18 protein-coding genes are annotated in these 20,308 nt (G+C 74.9%); 10 read left to right on the top strand and 8 right to left on the bottom strand.

Annotated elements, in window-relative coordinates; translation table 11 throughout:
* Positions 1–17: 17 nt before the first annotated feature.
* A complete protein-coding gene (eccCa, locus tag QRT03_RS07570) occupies positions 18–3,992 on the bottom strand; it encodes a type VII secretion protein EccCa (protein WP_286051918.1) in 3,975 nt (1,324 codons plus the stop codon).
* Here eccCa and QRT03_RS07565 point away from each other — a divergent pair.
* A complete protein-coding gene (locus tag QRT03_RS07565) occupies positions 3,985–5,412 on the top strand; it encodes an EsaB/YukD family protein (RefSeq protein ID WP_286051917.1) in 1,428 nt (475 codons plus the stop codon). The genes eccCa and QRT03_RS07565 overlap by 8 nt on opposite strands.
* Here the strand turns inward: QRT03_RS07565 and QRT03_RS07560 are convergent.
* Together QRT03_RS07560 and QRT03_RS07555 are read right to left on the bottom strand one after the other, a co-directional pair.
* Positions 5,409–5,717, bottom strand: coding sequence for a hypothetical protein (locus QRT03_RS07560; RefSeq protein WP_286051916.1), 309 nt, complete (start codon positions 5,715–5,717; stop codon positions 5,409–5,411). The genes QRT03_RS07565 and QRT03_RS07560 overlap by 4 nt on opposite strands.
* A gap of 525 nt (positions 5,718–6,242) precedes the next feature.
* Positions 6,243–7,265, bottom strand: coding sequence for a helix-turn-helix transcriptional regulator (locus QRT03_RS07555; RefSeq protein ID WP_286051914.1), 1,023 nt, complete (start codon positions 7,263–7,265; stop codon positions 6,243–6,245).
* 100 nt (positions 7,266–7,365) lie between these two features.
* On the opposite strand from QRT03_RS07555, the gene QRT03_RS07550 reads away from it, so the two are divergent.
* Complete coding sequence (locus tag QRT03_RS07550; protein WP_286051913.1) at positions 7,366–7,602, top strand: hypothetical protein; 237 nt, start codon at positions 7,366–7,368, stop codon at positions 7,600–7,602.
* 163 nt (positions 7,603–7,765) lie between these two features.
* On the opposite strand, the gene QRT03_RS07545 is transcribed toward QRT03_RS07550, so the two are convergent.
* Positions 7,766–8,368, bottom strand: coding sequence for a response regulator transcription factor (locus tag QRT03_RS07545; protein ID WP_286051912.1), 603 nt, complete (start codon positions 8,366–8,368; stop codon positions 7,766–7,768).
* A 176-nt stretch (positions 8,369–8,544) separates the two neighbouring features.
* Here QRT03_RS07545 and aroQ point away from each other — a divergent pair, with 176 nt between their 5' ends.
* On the top strand, positions 8,545–8,967 hold the full coding sequence (aroQ, locus tag QRT03_RS07540; RefSeq protein WP_286051911.1) for a type II 3-dehydroquinate dehydratase: 423 nt from the start codon (positions 8,545–8,547) through the stop codon (positions 8,965–8,967).
* On the opposite strand, the gene QRT03_RS07535 is transcribed toward aroQ, so the two are convergent.
* Positions 8,954–9,814, bottom strand: coding sequence for an alpha/beta fold hydrolase (locus QRT03_RS07535; RefSeq protein WP_286051910.1), 861 nt, complete (start codon positions 9,812–9,814; stop codon positions 8,954–8,956). The two genes, aroQ and QRT03_RS07535, sit on opposite strands and share 14 nt — an antisense overlap.
* 20 nt (positions 9,815–9,834) lie before the next feature.
* Positions 9,835–11,187: an NAD(P)/FAD-dependent oxidoreductase gene (locus tag QRT03_RS07530; protein ID WP_286051909.1), complete on the bottom strand. Its 1,353-nt coding sequence runs from the start codon at positions 11,185–11,187 to the stop codon at positions 9,835–9,837.
* Positions 11,188–11,356: 169 nt separating this feature from the next.
* On the opposite strand from QRT03_RS07530, the gene QRT03_RS07525 reads away from it, so the two are divergent.
* Genes QRT03_RS07525 through QRT03_RS07510 form a run of 4 tightly spaced genes read left to right on the top strand, consistent with a single transcriptional unit; the run spans position 11,357 to position 14,391 of the window.
* Entirely contained in the window at positions 11,357–12,457 is a 1,101-nt protein-coding gene (locus QRT03_RS07525) for an SDR family oxidoreductase (RefSeq protein ID WP_286051908.1), read from the top strand.
* A gap of 22 nt (positions 12,458–12,479) precedes the next feature.
* Positions 12,480–13,328 (top strand): glutamate racemase, encoded by an 849-nt coding sequence (locus QRT03_RS07520; protein WP_286051907.1) that lies wholly within the window; start codon positions 12,480–12,482, stop codon positions 13,326–13,328.
* 8 nt (positions 13,329–13,336) lie between these two features.
* The gene (locus QRT03_RS07515; protein WP_286051906.1) at positions 13,337–13,558 is read left to right on the top strand and encodes a three-helix bundle dimerization domain-containing protein; all 222 of its coding nucleotides are present in this window, start codon (positions 13,337–13,339) and stop codon (positions 13,556–13,558) included.
* A gap of 41 nt (positions 13,559–13,599) precedes the next feature.
* Positions 13,600–14,391 (top strand): polysaccharide lyase family 20 protein, encoded by a 792-nt coding sequence (locus QRT03_RS07510; RefSeq protein WP_286051905.1) that lies wholly within the window; start codon positions 13,600–13,602, stop codon positions 14,389–14,391.
* A 13-nt stretch (positions 14,392–14,404) separates the two neighbouring features.
* On the opposite strand, the gene QRT03_RS07505 is transcribed toward QRT03_RS07510, so the two are convergent.
* Positions 14,405–15,013 carry a TMEM165/GDT1 family protein gene (locus QRT03_RS07505; RefSeq protein WP_286051904.1) on the bottom strand — a complete coding sequence of 203 codons (609 nt, stop codon included), beginning with the start codon at positions 15,011–15,013 and terminating at the stop codon, positions 14,405–14,407.
* 508 nt (positions 15,014–15,521) lie between these two features.
* On the opposite strand from QRT03_RS07505, the gene QRT03_RS07500 reads away from it, so the two are divergent.
* Positions 15,522–16,685, top strand: a complete 1,164-nt coding sequence (locus tag QRT03_RS07500) for an alpha/beta hydrolase (protein WP_286051903.1) — start codon at positions 15,522–15,524, stop codon at positions 16,683–16,685.
* Here the strand turns inward: QRT03_RS07500 and QRT03_RS07495 are convergent.
* Positions 16,649–17,389, bottom strand: coding sequence for a beta-ketoacyl-ACP reductase (locus tag QRT03_RS07495; RefSeq protein ID WP_286051902.1), 741 nt, complete (start codon positions 17,387–17,389; stop codon positions 16,649–16,651). The two genes, QRT03_RS07500 and QRT03_RS07495, sit on opposite strands and share 37 nt — an antisense overlap.
* A 283-nt stretch (positions 17,390–17,672) precedes the next feature.
* Between QRT03_RS07495 and QRT03_RS07490 the strand changes: the two genes are divergently transcribed.
* A complete protein-coding gene (locus tag QRT03_RS07490) occupies positions 17,673–18,920 on the top strand; it encodes an alpha/beta fold hydrolase (RefSeq protein ID WP_286051901.1) in 1,248 nt (415 codons plus the stop codon).
* A 153-nt stretch (positions 18,921–19,073) separates the two neighbouring features.
* Complete coding sequence (locus QRT03_RS07485; RefSeq protein WP_286051900.1) at positions 19,074–20,252, top strand: acetyl-CoA C-acetyltransferase; 1,179 nt, start codon at positions 19,074–19,076, stop codon at positions 20,250–20,252.
* Positions 20,253–20,308 lie beyond the last annotated feature (56 nt).

Raw genomic sequence — 20,308 nt, 5'->3', positions numbered from 1 at the left:
GGGCCGGGGACGGCGGGTCACTCCGCCGTCTCCGGCACCCACCCGATCTGCACCGTCTCCGGCTCGGCCCGGCGCGTGACGTACTGCGCGCGCCCGACGGGCAGGTCCTTCGCCCGCACCCCGTGCAGCAGCGCCCCCTCGTCGCGGGGCCCGGAGTGCAGTAGGCCGGGCCCGCCCAGTTCGCGCAGCCGCCGCAGCACCGGCTGCATCATCCCGGCCGAGGCGCCGGCGGCCGAGCGGGCCAGCACCACGTGCAGCCCGATGTCGCGGCCCTGCGGCAGCAGGTCCAGCAGCGCCGCCAGCGGGTCCCCGCTCGGGGTCGCGACGAGGTCGTGGTCGTCGACCACCACGAGCATGTGCGGGCCCTCCCACCAGTCCCGCGCCCGCAGCCGGGCGGGCGTCACGTCCGGGCCGGGGAGGCGGGCCGCCATCTTCTGCGCCGCGGCCGGCAGCGTCCGGGCCGCCGCGGGCGCGGAGCCCAGGTACACCGAGAGGTGCTCGGGCGGGACGGCGTCGAGCAGGGCGCGGCGGTAGTCGACGACGACGACGCGCAGCCGCTCGGGTGGGTGCGCGGCGCACAGCGCGTGCACGACGGCGCGCAGGGTCGCGGTGCGGCCCGACCCGGCGTCGCCGAACACGAGCAGGTGCGGGTCGCGTCCGTCGAGCAGGTCCAGGGGCAGGGGCGCGAGATCGCTCTCGCGGCGCCCGATCGCGCCGGGCGGGAGCTCCGCCATCGGCACCCGCGCGGGCAGCATGCGGATCGGCGGCGCACCGGCACCCGACCACGCCGCCGCCGCACGGCCCGCCGTCGTCGCGGCGTCCTCGGTGCGCCCGGCGTCGTCGGTGATCACGGGGAGCGCCAGCTGGGCCTTGTAGCCGGCTCCGACGAGCGCGCGACCCGGCGTCGTCGGGACCGTCCGCGCGGCCCGCCGGTCGATCACGGAGTCGGCCGCGTCGCCGAGGCGCAGCTCGATCCGGGTGCCGAGCGCGTCGCGCAGCGCGGGGCGCATGTCCCACCACCGCCCGGCGGTGACCACCAGGTGCACGCCGTGGCCCAGACCGCGCGCGGCCAGCGCGGTCAGCCGCGGCTCGAGGTCCTCGAACTCCGCCCGCAGGGCGCCCCAGTCGTCGACGAGCAGCAGGACGTCCGGCTCGGGTGCCGCGACCGGGGCGAGCGGAGCGACGGGGGGATACGCGGCGAGGTCCCTCGACGGCGGTTCGTGCCGCTCGGCCCCGGATCCGTGTTCCGCGACCCGGCGCTCCCGCTCGGCCACGAGCGACTCCACCTGCGCGACGAGCCGGCGGACGACGTCGGGCCGGGTCCGGCCCGCGACCCCGCCGACGTGCGGCCACCGTTCGAGCCCGGACAGGGTGCCGCCGCCGAGGTCGATCGCGTAGACCGCGAGCTCGTCGGGGGTGTGGGTGAGCGCGGCCGCCGTCACCAGCGTGCGCAGCGCGGTGCTCTTCCCGGTCCGCGGCGCCCCGACGATCCCGAGGTGCCCGCCGGTGCCGGACAGGTCCACCACCAGCGGTTCCTGGGACTGCCGATCGGGCCGGTCGACGATCCCCACGCCGACCGCGAGCGGCCCCGGCCGCGGGGCGCGCAGGCCGGTGCCCGCCACGAGCTCCGGCCGGGGCAGCACCGCCGTCAGCGGCATCGCCGGGGGCAGCGGCGGGAGCCAGACCTGGTGCACCGGCTCGGCGGCGTCGCGGAGCCGGTCGACGACGACGTCGAGCGTGGACCGTCGTCCGGGGTCGGATAGGTCGAGGCCGAGCGCCGGGAGCTCGTCCCCCGCCCCGCCGCGCCCGTCGAAGGCGCGGAAGACCCGGGCGTGCGGGTGCCGCACGCGACCGCGGACCGGTTCGACGTAGGGCGCGGACACCGTCGAGACCCGCAGTCGCCGGTAGACGCTGGTGTCGACCTTGAGGTAGGCCGAGCCCGGCACGGGCGGCAGGTCGAACGCGTCGGTGTTCCCGATGACGGTGCGGCTCTCCGCGGCGGAGAAGGTCCGCAGCGCGAGCCGGTAGGACAGGTGCGAGTCCAGCCCGCGCAACCGCCCCTCCTCGAGCCGCTGCGTGGCGAGCAGCAGGTGCACGCCGAGCGACCGCCCGACGCGCCCGACCTGCACGAACAGGTCGATGAACTCCGGCTGCGCGGTGAGCAGCTCGGAGAACTCGTCGACGATCACGAGCAGGTGCGGGAGCCGGCCGACGTCGTCCCCGCCGGTCGCCAGGCGCAGCCGGCGGTGCTCGCGGATGCCCGCGAGCCCGGCGTCGCGCAACAGCTGCTCGCGCCGGCGCAGCTCGGACCGCAGGGCGTCGCCGAAGCGCTCGACCGTGTCCGGGTCGTCCTCCAGGTCGGTGATCGACCCGGCGACGTGGGGCAGCCCGGACATCCCGGCGAAGGTCGCGCCGCCCTTGTAGTCGACGAGGACGAGCGCGAGGTCGTCCGGCGGGTGCGTGGCCGCGAGCCCGGTGACCAGCGTGCGCAGCAGCTCGGACTTCCCCGACCCGGTCGCCCCGACGACCAGCCCGTGCGGCCCCATGCCCGAGAGCGCGGCCTCCTTGAGGTCGAGCTCCACCGGCACGCCCTCGCCGTCCACGCCCAGCGGCACCCGCAGCAGCTCGGACTCCGGGCGGCGGGCCCAGGTGACGGCCGGGTCGAGTGCGGCTACGTCGTCGACGCCGAGCAGGTCGGCCAGACCGTTGACCTCGGACAGCGCCGCGCGGCCGGGCCGGCGGGAGAGGCGCATCGGGGTGAGCCGGCGGGCGAGCGTCTCGGCCTCGGCGAGCCCCAGCACGTCGGGCACCAGGTCGGTCGCGACGGCGAGCGGGGCCAGGTGCGCCGGTGGTGCGCCGTCCCGGCCGCGGCGGATCTCGAGGCCGTGCCGGGCGCCGACGTGCACGGTGACGTCGGCGGCGGCCGGGCGGTCGAGCGGGTCGGCGACGACGTGCAGCACCCCGATCCCGAGCGCGGGCAGCTCGTCGAACGGGTCCGGCACGGGCAGGGGCCCGTCGACGAGGACGACCAGCGCGGGTCCGGCAGGACCCGACGTCGGGAACGGGGAGCGCCCACCCGCCCGCCGGCGGTCGAGCTCGGCGCCGATCAGGTGGAGCAGGCCGTCGGGGTCCTCCGCGACGAGCAGGCCGGTGCCGTCCGCGCCCCCGCCGGACGGGTGCCGGGCGTGCGGCAGCCACTTGACCCAGTCCCACGCGGCGCGGGCCGTCGCCGCGTCGGGTCCCTCGGGGCAGCACACCGCGACCCGCACGTCGTCCGGGGCGTGCAGCACCGCGAGCTGCGCGAGCACCGCCCGGGCGAGGGCCCGTCCGCGGACGGGGTCGCCGGCGATCGCGACCGCCCCGCGCACGGGGACGGCGACCGGGACGTCCGGCACGGGTCCCAGGCGCTCCACCAGCCGGGTCGCCGCCGCCTCGGTCCCGGGGTCGCGGGGCTGGTTCGGGTCGGCCTCGCCCGGCGCGGGTGCCGCGACCCCGGGCACGCGGGCCCGGCCGACCCGGAGGACCAGGAAGTCGGGATCGTCGGGACGGCGCTCCCAGAGCCGCTCGGCGCGGTCGGGGAACCCCACGAGCAACGGCGGGTCGGGGTGCTGCTCCTCGGCGACGCGGCGCTGGTCGTCCGCAGCCGCCCGTAGCTGCGCGCGGACGTCGGCGAGGTGCGCGACGTAGCGCAGCCGCGCGTCCGTGCCCTGCTCCGTGGTCCGCCCGCGCGTCTGCAGGAACATCATGACGCCCATGCCGAGGGCGCCGAGGACGAAGATGCCGCCGGCCAGGAAGTAGACCGGGTTCCGGTTGACGATCGCGAAGACCAGGATGCCGCCGCTGCCGAGGAGGGGGAACAGCGCGTAGGTCCACGGCGTGGGCGGGCCGCCGCCGGTGCTCGCGGGCGGCTCGACGAGCCGGACGGGCTCCGGAGTTGGTCGAACCGGCCCACCGCGTGGGGGTCGGTGGACGAGGATGTCGTTCATGGCCATGGCCCGTCAGCCCTCCCCGTCCGCGACCTGGGACGCGCCCGACGGCTCGTGGTGCACGGTGCGCGTCCGGGGGCCGGAGGGGGCCGTCGACGCCGCCCTCCCGGCGGGCGCGAGCGTCGCCGAGGTCGTCGACGAGCTGGCCGGGCGCCTGTTGCCCGGGGCTCCGCTCGTCCGCGGCGCGGACGGGCGTCCCTGGTACCTGCACCGCACGGGCGCCGGCCCGATGCCGCCGGGGATCTCCCTGGAGGCGGCCGGGGTGCGGGACGGCGACGTCCTGCACCTCGGGCCCTGGCCCATGCCCCGGCCCGCGCAGCCGGTCGACGACGGCCTGGTCGCACTCGCCGAGGGTGCCGCCCGCGTGCCGCGCTGGACCGCCCGGCGGGTCGGGGTGCTGGTGACGGCGCTGCTGGTGGCGGTGTCGGCGGTCGGCACCGCGCTGTCGCTGGCGCTCCCCGGCGGGCCGCTGGTGCCGCTGGTGCTCGCGCTGATGCTGCTCGGGCTGGCCGCGCTGCAGCGACGGTCGCGCCCCACGACGCCGCTCGACGCCGACCCGGTCGCCGACCTGCCGACGCTCGGTGCCGGGCTCGCGTCGCTCGCCGCGTGGACGGCGGCGGGGGTCGCGGGCGGCCTCGTCGCGCGCGGCGGGCTCCCGCTCGTGCTGACCCTGGCCGGCTCCGCGCTCGCCGTCGGGGCGGCGTCGGCCTGGCTGGTCGTGGGCGAGCGCGGGCCCTGGTGGGCCGGGGCGGGCGCGCTCGGCATCGGGGTCTCGCTGCCGTCGGCGCTGGTCGCGGGCGGGGTGCTCCCGACGCCGCGGGCGATCGCCGTCGGGCTCACGGTGTGGCTGGTCCTCGTGCTGGCGCTGCCGTGGCTCGTCACCCGCGGCCGCACGTGGATCGAGCCGCGCGCGGACGCCGAGCACCTCGTCGAGCTCGCCGAGGCCACCCGGCGCACCGTCGACACGGCCGCGCTGGCCGGCGGCACGGCGGCCGCCGCGGGCCTGTGGGTCCTCGCGACCTCGTCGGGCGGGGGCATGGTCCTCGGTCTCTGTGCGGCGGTGTCGGTCACCGCGGTGCTGCGGGCCCGGCGCTCGGTGTTCGTGGTGGAGTCCGCCGCGGCGATCGGCGCGGGGACGGTCGGGCTGGCCGGGACCGGCTGGTCGGTGGTGCTCACGGGCGGGCCGGGGGCGCGGGCGGTGGTGGTCGCGGTCGGCGTCGCGCTGATCGGGGCACTCGTGGGGCTCGGCGGCGCGCTGCGGACGGCCTCCGTCACCGACGAGGGGGTGCTCGCGTGGTGGCGCCGGCCCCGCACGCAGCGGCTGCTGGCCCGCCTGGAGACCGCAGCCGCCGTGGCGGTGCTGCCGTTGCTGGCCGGGGTCCTCGGCCTCTACGCCGCCGCGGCCGACGCCGGCGCCCGCTTCTAGCCCGGCACGGCGCCGTCGATCGCACGGCTCGCCGCGGCGTCGGAGGTCTGGTAGCCCGCGGCCGCGGCGCTCACGTTCGCCGAGGTGGCCGAGGCCGCCGCCGCCAGTTCCTGCGCCTTCGCCGCGAGCTCGGCGCCCAGCGCGCTCAACGCGCCCGCGAGCGCTCCGCCGTTGACCCCGCCGCCCGCCGACGACGCCGCCCCGGACGCCTGCCCGCCCGCGGACCCCACCTGACTCCCGGCCGCCTCGAGCTGCGCGGCCCCGCCCTGCATCGCGCCCGTGGCGGCGTCGAACGGCTGGGACATCCGCTGCTCCTCACGCTCGTCGGATGATCGACGTCCTCACGGTAGGAGCGCGCTTCGCGCCGTGGGTGCGGTTTCGGAAATCCTCGGCGAGTGCGACATGACGCAGGTTTCCGGGCCGCCGACCCTGCCTGACGTCGCACTCGCGGTACGGGCAACACCCGGCGGGGCGACGGGCCGTCCCTCGATCGCCCTGTCGCGGGTTTCCGGCAGTCCCGACTCACCTTGTCGTGCTGAATCCCAGTGACAAGGTGAACCGAGCCCGTCAGGAGACCGCGACAAGGTGGGGCCGGCCGGCTCGATGCCGCACCGAGTGCGACATGACGCAGGATTCCGGGCCGCCGACCCTGCGCTCGCGGCACACCGGGCCGTCATCGGCCTCAGGGGTTACGATGACGAGGACGGCGCCGGGCTCGTCCCTCGAGCCCGGCGCCCTCCTCTTGCGCAGCCACCTCGGGCGCCACCACAACACCCTCGCGGCCGGTCTGTGCGGAGATTCGACTCTCGGTCGATCTCGTTGAGGTGAGCCTAGCCTAAGTCCTCCGCTGGTGCGCAACCCCGGGCCGGGAGTTTCTGCGCCCCGGCCGCCCGCAGGCTGCGCTCGCCCATCTCGCGGCACGCGACGGCGAGCTCGTCGGGCGCCTCCACCTCGAGTTCCAGGCCCATCGCGACCAGGATGACCGCGGCGCCGTGCACCTCGTCCGCGGACAGGTGCACGCGGCAGGTGCCGTCGCCGAGGTCCTCGAGGCGCACCTGGTCGGTCCAGATGCGCGCACGCACCTCGTCGACGCCCGCGTGCACCCGGGCCCGGCAGCGCAGCGGGCGGACGTCCCGGACCTTCGAGGCCACGTACTCGGCCGGATCGCCCCCGGGCACGGCACGCGGGGTGAAACGGGGCCCGGTGGCGAGGCCGTCCGGGGCGACGCGGGGGACGACCCGGTCGAGGCGCAGCGTGCGCCAGTCGTCGCGGCCGAGGTCAAAGGCGAGCAGGTACCAGCGCCGGCCCCAGGAGACGAGGTGGTGGGGCTCGACCCGCCGTCGGGAACCGGTCCCGTCGAAGGCGGTGTAGTCGAGCTCGAGGACCCGGCGGTCGCGGCACGCGGCGCCGACCGCGACGAGCGTGGCCGGCTCGACCGACGGCGTCGGGCGGAGCGGGGCGACCGTGGACACCCCGACCGCCGCGACCCGCCGACGCAACCGCTCGGGGAGGATGCGTTCCAGCTTCACCAGGGCGGCGACCGCGGTCTCGCCGAGCCCGGCGACGCCCACGCCACCCGACCCGGCCGCCGTCTGCAGGCTGATCGCGACCGCCACGGCCTCGTCGTCGTCGAGGAGCAGCGGCGGCAGGGCGGCCCCTGCGCCGAGGCGGTAGCCGCCCGTGGGGCCGAGGTCGACCTCGACCGGGTAGTCGAGCGACCGGAGCTTGTCGACGTCCCGGCGCACGGTGCGCACCGAGATGCCCAGGCGCTCCGCCAGCTCCGGGCCGGACCACTCCGGCCGGCTCTGCAGGAGCGAGAGCAGGCGCAGCAGGCGGGCGGACGTCTCGAGCACGGACCGATCGTGCCGCAGGAGGCGGACGAGTTCCGTCCGCCACGCGACGCGCACCTCAGAAGCGCCGCATGCTCCGTCCGGGCCCGTACGATCGGCCGCGATGGCCAGGCAACTGACGACCCCGCCCACGCCGCGCTACCGCTTCGAGCGCGACACCCGCTACCTCGTCACCGTGACCGACGACGACGGCGGGCGGCAGGACCACCGCCTGGACGCCTACCAGGGGTGGCTGGCCGGTCCCGACGGCATCCGGCACCGCTTCGGCGCGCTGCGTCGCGGCCGCACGGAGATCCGGGACGACCGGATCGCCGCGATGGTGGGCCCGCTGCAGGGCTGAGCGGGCCCGAGCAGGAAGCACGTCCGGACCCTGCCCGGTCGGACGTGCTCCCGGCGCCGCGGACGCGAGCCCGCGGAGACCTCCCGTCGTCGCGCTCCGGGTCCGACGCCGCCGCCTCCGACTCGGCGGGTCGTCCGGTGCACCGCACGCGGGTGGGGGTGCCTCAGCTGACGAGGCCGCAGCGGAAGCCCTGGGCCACCGCCTGCGCGCGGTCCGAGGCGGACAGCTTGCGGAAGAGCCGACGCGCGTGCGTCTTCACGGTGTCCTCGGACAGGTAGAGCTCGCGCCCGATCTGACCGTTGCTCTTGCCCTGGCTCATGCCCCGGAGCACCTGCATCTCGCGCTCGGTGAGGTTGATGCCGGCGCCGGGCTCCGAGGACTGGCGCTGCGCGGGGAAGACGTCGCCCATCGTCGTCGACGCGAGCGCGGCGACCAGTTCCGGACGCGAGGCGTCCCAGCGCAGGTAGCCGCGGGCCCCGCCGGCGATGGCGGCGGCGATGCTGCCGGCGTCGTCGGGGGCCCCGAAGACGATGACGTTCGCCTGGTGGTGGGCCGCGACGAGCCGGCGCGTGGCCTCCGCACCCGAGCTGACCGCGCGCTGCGTGCCGACGAAGACCACGTCGACGGGTTGGCGCGCGTACCGGGCGAGCAGGTCCTCCGGGGTGGCGACGCAGTCGATGCGCTGCACCCCCGGCACGGCCGACATGACACGGGTCAGGCCCTCGCGGACACTGCGCCGGTCGTCGCAGATCAGAACCGTCCTCATACAGACTCCCGTCCCAGTCCTGCCCCCTGCGGCAGGGCCGCCCACGGTGGGCGCTGTCCTTCCATCGGCGTCCCCGCCCGGGACCTTGACCCTCGAATCACACACCTGTTGTTATCGCTGTGTGATCGTCTGGAGTGTCCGTGTCGCAGAATCGTGAAGCGCAAGGGCCGCGTCGGGTGCTCCTGCTCCACGGGCCCAATCTCGACCTGCTCGGGCGGCGCGAGCCCGACGTCTACGGGTCGGAGACCCTCGCCGACGTGAACGAGCGAGCGACGGCGCTGGGCGCCGAGCTCGGCCTCGAGGTGGACGCCCGGCAGAGCAACCACGAGGGCGTGCTCGTCGACGCGATCCACGAGGCGATGAGCGACTTCGCCGCCGTCGTCGTCAACCCCGCGGCGTACACGCACACCTCGGTGGCGATCCGCGACGCGCTGGCCGCGATCCCGGGGCCGGTCGTCGAGGTGCACATCTCGAACGTGCACACCCGCGAGGAGTTCCGGCACCACTCCTACGTCTCGCCGGTGGCCACCGCCGTGATCGTTGGGGCGGGCACGCTCGGCTACGACCTCGCGCTGCGCCTCGTCGCTACGAGGATCTGAGCCGGTCGAGCTCCGCCGCGAGCAGGTCCGGGAACTGCAGCGGCACGAAGTGCGTGCCGGGCACCCGGACCAGGCGGGCGCCCGGGACCGCGTCGGCGAGCGCGACCATGTCCTCGACCGGCGCCATCGTGTCGAACTCGCCCGCGACGACCGTGGTCGACACCCGGACCGCGTCGACCGGGATCGGTGGTTCCTTCCCCGCCGCCAGCACCATCTGCGAGAACCACGTCCAGTCGTGGTGGGAGAACTCCCGCGCGACCTCGGCCAGGGTCTGCAGCGGGGGTGGCGCGAACGCGGCCATCGTCGAGGCGTCCAGGCTGCGCGGCAGCAGCGAGATCAGTCCGGCCACCGGCGGACCGACCACGCGCAGCGACCAGGCGCTCGCCGTCGAGAGCCCGCGGGAGAGGAACTCCGGCGCCCACGAGGGGCCGGCCCGGAAGCCGCCACCGGCGACCCCGCCCAGCACCAGCAGCGAGGAGACCCGCTCGGGGGCGCGGCGCGCCGCCTCGAAGGCCACCGCCACCCCGACCGACCACCCGACCACCGCCGCGGAGTCGATGCCGGCCGCGTCCATCACCGCGAACATGTCGTCGACGTGGTCGGCGATCCGGATCCGCTCCGGGTCCGCGGGCCGGTCCGAGCCTCCGAGACCGCGGTGGTGCCACGTCACGGCCCGCGGCGTCGACGACGACGGGCGGCCGTCGCCCCCCAGCCACGGCCACGCGGCCGGGGAGGCGCCGAGCCCGTTGGAGATCACGACGTCCGGCGCCGGACGACCGACCTGATCGTTGTCCCACCAGCGGATCCGGGTGCCGTCGGCGCTGACGACGTCGTCGAGGCGGGGCATTCCCGCGAGCCTACGGCGGCTCAGGAGGCGCGCGCCCGGATCTCGTCGTGGGACAGGTAGGACTGCGTCCCCTCGAACTCGTCGACGGTGGCCTTGCGGTCGGACAGGAAGCCGATGCGGATGAAGTCGTCGCCGCCGAACAGGTGGAGGATCCAGTTCGCCACCACGCGGGCCCGCGTGCGCATCAGGGGCAGCGCGAACAGGTGGTAGCCGCGGGTCACGGCCTGCGCGGGCGCACCCTTGAGCTCCAGGTTCAGCGGGTGCGCCACGGCCTGGGTCCCGCCGAGGTCGACCACCAGCCCGAGGTCGTGGTGCTTGTACTGCGTCAGCGGCTCACCGCGCAGCGAGGCCACGACGTTGTCGGCGGCCGTCGTCGCCATCCGCGAGGCGTGCTGCGCGGTCGGCGGGCAGATCGCGTCGGCGTCGTCCTGGGTGAGGTCGGGGACGGCGGCGCAGTCCCCGAGGGCGAACACCCCCGGATGCCCCTCGATCTGCAGGTCCGCCCCGACCCGGACGCGGCCACGGTTCAGCTCGACGCCGAGGTTCTTCACCAGCGGGCTGGACGTGACCCCCGCGGTCCAGACGAGCGTCCGGCAGGCGACGACCTCGCCGTCGGAGAAGGTGACGGCCTCGTCGGTCACGTCCTTGACGCCGGTCTCCAGCTTGATCTCGACGCCGCGCCGGCGCAGCAGGTCCAGCGCCTGCTCGCCGAGCCGCTTCCCGAGCTCGGGCATGAGACGCGGTGCGATGTCGACCAGCGTCCAGCGCACCATGCCCGGGTCGAGCCGCGGGAACCGCTTGAGCGCCGACTCGGTGAGCAGCTGTAGGCACGCGGCGGTCTCGGTGCCGGCGTAGCCGCCGCCGACGACCACGAAGCGGCAGCGGGCCGCGCGCTCCTCGTCGTCGGTCGCGGCGTTGGCCAGCTCGAGCTGGGCCAGCACGTGGTCGCGCAGGTAGGCGGCCTGGGCGAGGTTCTTCATGCCCAGGGCGTGGTCCTCCAGGCCGGGGATGTCGAACTGGCGGGTGACGCTCCCGGGGGCCAGCACGATCCGGTCGAACGGCAGGTCGACCTCGTCGCCGGAGATCTTGCGCACGACGCAGTTCTTCCGCTCCAGGTCGACCCCGACGACGGTCCCGGGCAGCCGGTGCGCCCGCTTCACCGCGCGCGGCAGCGGCACGGTGACCGACTGGGCGGTGATGACGCCGGCCGCGACCTGGGGCAGCAGCGGCAGGTAGAGCATGTAGTCGTTCGGGGCGACGAGGACGACCTCGACCGAGCCGTCGGCCATCTCGTGCCGCAGGACCTTCTCGAGACGTTTCACCGTCTCCAGCCCGGCGAACCCCGCACCGACGACCACGATCCGCTCTGCCATCTCGTCCCTCTCTCCGCCCTCGTCACGCCGGCGGCGGTGCGCGACGTCCGTTGGGCGCCAAGATGCCCCACGGCGCGCCCGATGACACCCTTCGCGATCGCTGTGCCGGAGTTCATGTCGCGGTACGCCCGGTACCGGATAGCCTCCCGGCGTCCGAGAGGAGACAGGCGTGAGTGCCGTGCTGTTCACCGGGTTCCCGGGTTTCCTGGGCTCCGCCCTCCTGCCGCGCACCCTGCGCCGCGACCCCGACGCCCGCGCGGTCGCGCTCGTCCAGCAGCGCTGGCTGGGCCGGGCCCGCGAGGCGCTCGCGGACCTCGAACGCGACGACCCGGACATCGCCGGCCGCACCGACCTCGTCGTCGGGGACATCACGACGCCGGGTCTCGGGCTCGACCCCGCGGTGACCGACCGGCTGCTCGGTGAGCAGCTCGAGATCTTCCACCTGGCCGCGGTGTACGACCTCTCCGTCGCACCCGAGATCGCCTGGCGGGTCAACGTCGACGGGACCCGCCACGTCGTGGACCTCGCGCGCCGCGCCGCGGACGGGCACGGGCTGCGCCGCCTGCAGTACGTCTCGACCTGCTACGTCTCGGGCCGCTACGACGGGCTCTTCTTCGAGGACGACCTGGAGCTCGGCCAGCCGTTCGCGAACCACTACGACCACACCAAGCACGAGGCCGAGCGCATCGTCGCGAAGGCCCGGGACGCGGGCCTGCCGGTCACGATCTACCGCCCGTTGGTGGTCGGCGACTCCACCACGGGGCGGACGCAGAAGTTCGACGGGCCGTACTACGTGCTGCAGCTGCTGCTGCGCCAGGGCTCGACGGCGTTCATGCCGCTGCCCCGCGGTGCCGACCGGGTGGCGTTCAACCTCGTGCCGTCGGACTTCGTCGTCGACGGGATCGCTGCGCTGGCCGGGCACGACGCAGCCGTCGGGCGCACCGTCGCCCTGGCCCAGCCGCACCCGCCGACCGTCACGCAGATGAGCGAGGCGTTCGCGGCGCAGGGCGGGAAGCGGCTGCGGGTGGTGCCGATGCCGACCCCGCTGGCGGCGTTCTCCATCGACCACGTCCCCGGCGTCGGCCGGCTGTTCCAGGTTCCCTCGTCGACGCTGGAGTACCTCACCCACCCGACGCTCTACGACACCGCGGCGACGACGGCGCTCCTGGCCGAGGTCGGCGTCTCCTGCCCGTCCTTCGCCGACCACGTCGGGCCGATGGTCGAGTTCTTCCGCGCGCACCCGGAGGTGGGCAGCGCCGCCATGGTGTAGCGCTCCCGCTACTCTCGGGGCCGTGCGCATCGCGCTCATCGACTCCGGTCTCGGCATGCTCCCGACGGCGGGATGGCTCCGCCACCTGCGCCCGGACGCCCACCTCGACCTGCTGATGGACCCCGACGGGATGCCGTGGGGCGCCCGGCCGGGCGAGTGGATCGTCGAGCGGGTCCTGACGGCGGCCCGGCTCGCGATCGCCCGGGGCGCCGACGCGGTGGTCGTCCCCTGCAACACCGCGAGCGTCAACGCGCTCGTCCCGCTGCGCGCCGAGCTCGAACCGGCCCGACCCGTCGTCGGGACCGTGCCGGCGATCAAGCCGGCGGCCGCCTCGGGCGAGCCGTTCGGGGTCTGGGCCACCGAGGCGACCAGCGCGAGCGCCTACCAGGCGGACCTGGTCGCGCTGTTCGCCGCGCCCGGCCAGGCGACCGCCGTGCCGTGCCCCGGGCTGGCCCGGGCCGTCGAGACCGCGGACCCGGCGGCGATCACGGCCGCCGTCGACGCCGGGGCCGCCCGGACGCCCGACGACGTCACCGGGATCGTGCTCGGCTGCACCCACTACCCGCTGGTGTCGGACCTGATCGCCGCGGCGCTCCCCGGGGTGCGGCTCTACGACAGCGCGGGGGCCGTCGCCGGGCAGACCCTGCGCCGCCTGGGCCTCGAGCCGGCCCCCGACGCGGAGCCCGCCGGAGTGTCGGTGGTGCTGTCCGGGGACGAGGGACCGCTGCCCGCCGCGGCCCGCTCGTACCCCGTCGGAGCGGCCCTCGCCGCGGGTGGCTCCGTGGGTGTCGAGGTGCTCCCGCCGCCCGTGCGTGGAGATCCTGTGAGTCACGAGTCGTTCTCTGGTGCCCGGCCGCTGTCCGGTCGTTGAATACGGGAATGCCGCAGTCCACCACCGCCGCCGCCCCCGACGACCGCGCGCAGCTGGCCGAGACCGAGGAGCGCCTCGTCGCCCGCTGGTCCGCCGAGGGCGTCGCGCCGGACACCGTCCGCAGCGCCGTCGCCGAGGCGTCCGCCCGCCTCTCCGGCGCCCGGATCCGCTCGTTCCTGCCGATCCTCGTGGAGCGGCACGTGCGGCTGCGGGTGACCGGCACCGCCTGACGAGACCGGCCGCTCACCCCGGCGTCCGTAGCCTGGGGGACGTGCGCTCCCTGTCCCGGGTCCCCGCCCTGCCGCTCGTGGTCGGGGTGGTCCTCGCGTTCCTGGTCGCCGGGTGCGCGCAGCCGTACTCGTCGTCCCGGGGCCCGTCCTCCGGGCCGACCGGGCAGGGCGTCGTCTGGCGGTCGGGCACGGACACGGCCTCGGCGCTGGACTCCTACCGCGTGACGCCGTGGAACACCGACGACGGAGACGACCCACGGGCCGTCTCCTCTCCCGACGTGCCCGGGCGGGCCGCGATCGAGTACTCGGTCCCGGCCGGCGGCACCCGCTCGGAGCTCGAGCCCGCGTACCGCAGCTTCCGCCCGGGTGACGAGTACTGGTTCGGGTTCGCGGTCTACCTGCCGCCCGACTTCCCCGCGGGGACCTCCGACTGGCAGGTCATCGCACAGTGGAAGAACTCCGGGGACGGCAGCCCCCCGCTGTCGGTGCAGGTGCGCGGCGGCCGGTTCGTGCTCGACGGCGGCGAGGGCATCGGCGAGCACTGGACGCGCGACATCGGCCCGGCACGGACCGGGGCGCGTACCGACCTCGTGCTGCGCGTCCACTTCTCCGACGACCCGGACGAGGGCAGCGTCGACGTCGTCCAGGACGGCCGCGAGGTCGTGTCGGACTACCGGCCGCGGGGCGGCACGCTCTACCCGGACGAGGTCTCCTACCTGAAGACCGGGCTGTACCGCTCGTCCGACATCGACGCCGACGGCTCGGTGTTCTACGACGACGTCGTCATCGCGACGAGCCGCGACGCGGCCTCGTCGCTGGCCTCGGGCTCCTGAACGACGCGCCTGGTCAGCGCGTCACCAGCGCCTCGACCGCGAGCCAGATCCCGAAGGCGAAGAACAGCACCGCGGCCCCGATCCGGATCGCCTTCTCCGGGAGCTTGCGCCCGAGCAGCCGCCCGACCGCGATCGCGAGCCCGTCCGCGACGACCATGCCGACCGTCGATCCGGCCCACACGCCGATCACGCCGCCCCAGCCCTGGTACTGCGTGGCCAGCGTGATGGTGGCGAGCATCGTCTTGTCGCCGAGCTCGGCGAGGAAGAACGCGACCGAGGCGGCGGCCACCGCGGACCCGCCGGAGCGGCGGGCCTTCGTCTGCTCGTCGGCGGTGAGCTCGTCGCCGCGCAGCGTCCACAGCCCGAACCCGACGAAGGCGACCGCGGCGACGAGGCTGATCCAGAAGGTCGGGATCGCCGCCCCGAGCAGGTAGCCGACGCCCACCGACACCGCGTGCACCACCGCGGTGGCGACGGTGATCCCGATCAGCACCGGGAGCGCCTTGAAGCGGGTGGCGAAGGTCAGCGCCATGAGTTGGCTCTTGTCGCCGAGCTCGGCCACGAAGATCACGGCGAAGCTCACGGCCGTGGCGGCCAGGAACGTGGCCACGATGGGGCTCACGAGGGTCCTCTCGTCCTCCGGGACGGACCGGAGGGCCTCGGGCACAGGTCTCCGGCCCGACCCGTACGTGCAACGGATCGGTACCGAAGGTCTCGCCCGCCACCGGTGGACGGTGGCCGCCGCGACCGGATCCACACCCCGGACGGGTCCGGGGCGCGATCAGCGTGTCGACCGCGGTGTTGGGAGCTACTCCCCCTCGTTCGATTCAGCACCCTAGCAGCTCGGGCCGGGCGAGCTCGCCCGCGCGACGAGGATCACCGCCGGCCGACCCGCTCGTCCGGCCGTGACGGCATGTCGTCGTCCCGACGCGCCGTCACCCACCCGGGCGCACGTCATCCGGACACCGGTCACCGAGCGACCACGAACGGGCGACCGCCATCGCCTGGCGGCGGGAACCCGCGGCGGCCATGATCGATGTCACGTTCTCGAACGGAGCAGCGATGCCCTCGTCGACCGCCGAACGGGCGGGACGTCCCGTGGCACCGCCCAGCGAGGGAGAGGAGGCGTGATGACGGGTCCGACGACGCAGCCGTTCACGCTGCCCGACGCGCAGCCGACCCCGCCGCGGTCGCCGTCCCGACCGGGCCTCGGCCGCCTCCGCCCGGCGCGGGAGGACCGTGACGTGAGCGGGCACGACGCGGCGGTCGACATCGACGTCCGCACCCGCCTGTTCACCTGGTTCACCGACCGGGCCGGCGTGATCGCGATCAGCCGCATGGACCCCGCCGCCCTCGCGCGCGCCCGCAGCCGGCGTCTGACGCACAACGTCGTCACGTCCCGGGTCTTCGGACCGATGCCGGCCGACGTCTCGCTGACCGACCTGCGGGTCGACCTCCGGCAGGTCGGCGGCACCGACCCCGATCCGACCACCCTGCGGCTCTACCGCCCGCACGGCGCGCTGCCCGGGGGGCGCCGCCGGGAGGACGGGCTGCCGATCGTCGTGAACTACCACGGCGGGGGCGGGTCGCTGGGCAACCTCGACCAGTCCGACTGGCTCTGCGCCCAGGTCGCCGCGCGGATCGGCGCGCTCGTCCTGTCCGTCGACTACCGCCTCGCGCCGGAGCACCCCTACCCGGCCGGTCGCGACGACGGGTACGCGGCGCTGGTCTGGGCGGTCCGCCACGCCGAGGCGCTCGGCGGGCGGGCCGACCGGGTCGCGGTGATGGGCGACAGCGCGGGCGGCAACCTCGCCGCCGTCGTCGCGATGATGGCGCGGGAGTCCGGCCCCGGGATCGACGCGCAGGTGCTGATCTACCCCGTCGTGGACCTGACCCTGGACGCGCCCTCGACGGCCGCCTTCGAGCGCGGGCCGCTGCTGACGAAGGCGGACATGGACGTCTTCTGCGCGAACTACCTCGGCCCGGACGGCGACGCCACCGATCCGCTCTGCTCCCCGCTGCTGGCGCCCGACCACCGCGGCCTGCCGCGGGCGCTCGTCATCACCGCCAAGGTCGACCCGCTGCACGACGACGGGGTCGCCTACGCGCACCGGCTGCGCGCGGCCGGGGTGCCGACGCGGCACTCCGACCACGCCCGGGCCGTGCACGGGTTCATGACCTTCCCCGGCATGTGCCGGGCGGCCACCGCCGCGCTCGACGAGATCTGCGACGAGCTCGGCGGGGCCTTCGGGCCCGCTCAGGAGGACATGAAGAGCCCGCCGTTGACCGAGTAGACCTGCCCGGTGATGTAGTTCGAGTCGGGGTCGGACAGGAACTCGACCACCCGGGCGACGTCATCGGGCTGCCCGAGGCGCCCGACCGGGACCTGGGCCACGATCTTCTCCAGCGCCGACTCCGGGACTCCCGCCACCATGTCGGTCTCGATGTAGCCGGGCGCCACGCAGTTCGCGGTGATGCCCTTCTTCGCGCCCTCCATGGCCAGCGACATCGTCAGGCCGAACAGACCGGACTTCGTCGCGGCGTAGTTCGCCTGCCCGGCGTTGCCGCGCTCGCCGATCACCGAGGAGATCGACACGATCCGGCCGCTCCCGCGCTCGCGCATGTGCTGGAAGACCAGGTGCGACATGTAGAACGTGCCGGACAGGTTGACCTGGACGACCTTGTCCCAGTCGTCCACCTCCATCTTGTGCAGCATCTTGTCCGCGGTGATGCCGGCGTTGTTGACCAGGATGTCGATGCGCCCGTGCTGGTCGTAGACCTCCTGGACCACGCGCTCGCAGTCCTCGCGGCTGCCGATGTTGCCCTGGTGGATCGTCATGCCGGGGTACTTCTCGGCCAGCTCCGCCGCGGCGTCGCGTCCGCTCGAGTACCCGACCGCCACCTTGCACCCGCGGTTGGCGAGTCGCTCCGAGATCGCCTTGCCGATGCCCCGTGCACCGCCGGTCACCACGGCGACCTGACCTGTCATGTCCGCCATCACGACACCCTCTCCGTCGTCATCGTCCGCGTCCGCCGCGGCTCACCCCGCGCCTCAGCCTGCCCATTGGTGTCAGCCGTCACACACCTTCGTGCGTCTTGGGACACAGCCGTGACGACACTCCGACCGTTCGTCCAGGTCACGGCCCTCCCCGCTCCGCCGGGTGCGTTGCGAACCATCCCTAGCGGACATACGGTTCGCCTAGCAGCCTGGCGACGTGGCCGGGGGCCGACCCGGCCGCCCGGCGATCCACGGTCGCGGGCTGGGTGAGGAGGAGGCCCCCATGACCACCGCCCCCGTCAGCGACGCCACCGACGCCACCGGAGCGCCCGACGCCCCGGCCATCGACCCCGTCGACCCCGCCGCCTACCTGCGGACCTTCCGCGGCGAGACGCTGCGCAAGGCGACCACCGCGCTCGTCGAGGGCGGGGCCTACGTCACCACCCGGGCCCTGGCCCAGGCCGCCACCCCGCACCGCACCGTCTACGACGCCGCCCGCTGGTGGCGGCACGTGCTCGGGCGCCGGAAGCCGTCCTGGTCGACCGAGCACACCGTCGTCTGGGAGACCCCGATCGCGCGGCTGCGCGACTTCACCGCCGGGGCGACCGACGACGTCGTGCCGACGCTGGTCCTGCCGCCGCAGGCCGGCCACGACTCGTGCATCGTCGACTTCCAGCCCACCCAGTCGCAGATGCAGGTCATCCGGCAGGCGGGGCTGACGCGCGCGTTCACCCTCGACTGGGTCGGCGCCACGCAGGCCACGAAGGGCACGACGATCGAGGACTACGTCGCGGTCGTCGACCGTGCCGTGGACTCCGCGCTCGAGGGCACCGGGCACACGACGGTGAACCTCGTCGGCGACTGCCAGGGCGGGTGGCTCTCCACGATCTACGCCTGCGTGCACCCGGAGCGCGTCAACACCCTGACCCTCGCGGGCGCCCCGATCGACTTCCACGCCGGCGACACCGCCATCGGCGCCTCGTCGCGGGTGCTGACCCGGCGCTACGGGAAGCTCCCGTACCGCACCATGGTCGCGATGGGTCGCGGCAACATGCCCGGCCAGTTCGTGCTCAACGGCTTCATCGCGATGAGCCCGGACGCCGAGATCGCGAAGCACGTCGACCTGCTGCGCCACCTCGACGACCCCACCGCCATCGCGCGCTACCAGGCCTTCGAGGACTGGTTCAAGCACACGCAGGACGTCCCCGGCACGTTCTACCTCTGGCTCGTCGAGCACCTGTTCTCCGGCAACGAGCTGATCGAGGGCCGGCTCGAGGTCGGCGGGAAGCGCCTGGACATGGCCGACCTGTCCTGCCCGCTGTTCCTGCTCGGCGGCGCGACCGACCACATCACCCCGCCGGTCCAGGTCTTCCGGGCCGCGGACGCGGTGTCGACCCCCTCCGACCAGGTCTGGAAGCGCACCGCCCCCGGCGGGCACCTCGGCCTGTTCATGGGCAACCAGGCGCTGCGCCAGGAGTGGCCGCCGCTGCTCGACGAGGTGGCGCGCTACTCGGGGGTCACCGCGCACTGAACCGATCCTCGTGAGCGGTCCTGCACCTCGGGGGCACCTTCGGCCCTGGGGTGCGGGGCCCGACACGGGTAGGTTCGAGGACCCGGCGGTCGTCGTGGTCCTCACCCGACGTCGTGATCGTGAGAACCCCCGACAACGTCCAGGAGGAAGTCCATGCCCGGCTCCGTCATCGTCTCCGGCGCCCGCACGCCGATCGGCAAGCTCTCCGGGGCGTACGCCGACCTCACCGCCCAGCAGCTCGGCACCACCGCCATCGCGAAGGCCCTTGAGCAGGCCGGCATCTCCGGTGACCAGGTCGAGTACCTGATCATGGGCCAGGTCATCCAGGCCGGGGCCGGCCAGAACCCGGCCCGCAAGGCCGGGACCGACGCCGGGATCCCGATGTCGACGCCGTCGTTCACGCTGAACAAGGTCTGTCTCTCCGGCCTGGACGCGATCGCGCTCGCCGACCAGATGATCCAGGCGGGCGACTACGACGTCGTCGTCGCCGGCGGCATGGAGTCCATGACCGCGGCGCCCTACCTCCTGCCGAAGGCCCGCCGCGGCTACAAGTACGGCGGCGGCAAGATTCTCGACGCCACCGAGTACGACGCGCTGACCGACGTCTACGACCAGGAGTCGATGGGCGCCTCCACCGAGCGCTTCTCGAAGGCGATCGGCCTGACCCGCGAGGCGATGGACGAGTTCTCCGCCTCCTCGCACCAGCGCGCCGCCGACGCGGCCAAGAACGGCCGGTTCGACGCCGAGCTCGCGCCGGTGTCGGTCCCGCAGCGCAAGGGCGACCCGGTCGTCGTCACCGAGGACGAGGGCGTCCGCGGCGACACCACCGCCGAGGGCCTGGGCAAGCTGCGCCCGGCCTTCGACAAGGAGGGCGCGATCACCGCGGGCTCCTCCTCGCAGATCTCCGACGGTGCCGCGGCCGCCGTCGTCATGTCCGAGAAGAAGGCGAAGGAGCTCGGCCTCGAGGTCCTCGCCCGCATCGGCCACCACGGCTGGGTCGCCGGCCCGGACAACTCGCTGCTCTCGCAGCCCTCGCGGGCGATCTTCAAGGCCCTCGAGCGCGAGGGCCTGAAGCCCGACCAGCTCGAGATGCTGGAGCTCAACGAGGCGTTCGCGGCGGTCGCGCTGCAGTCCACCCAGGAGCTCGGGGTCGACCCGGCGCGGGTCAACCCCGACGGCGGCGCGATCTCCCTGGGCCACCCGGTCGGCATGTCCGGCGCCCGGATCGCGATCCACCTCGCCCACGAGCTCAAGCGCCGCGGCGGCGGCATCGGTGCGGCCGGCCTCTGCGGCGGCGGCGGCCAGGGCTCGGGTCTGATCCTGCACGTCTGATCGAGCGCGCCACGGGCGGTCACCCCTCACCGGGGGTGGCCGCCCGTGGTCGTTTC

The organism is Actinomycetospora termitidis (assembly GCF_030286555.1).
GTDB classification, from domain to species: domain Bacteria; phylum Actinomycetota; class Actinomycetes; order Mycobacteriales; family Pseudonocardiaceae; genus Actinomycetospora; species Actinomycetospora termitidis.
This window is presented reverse-complemented; position numbering and strand designations above follow the sequence as displayed.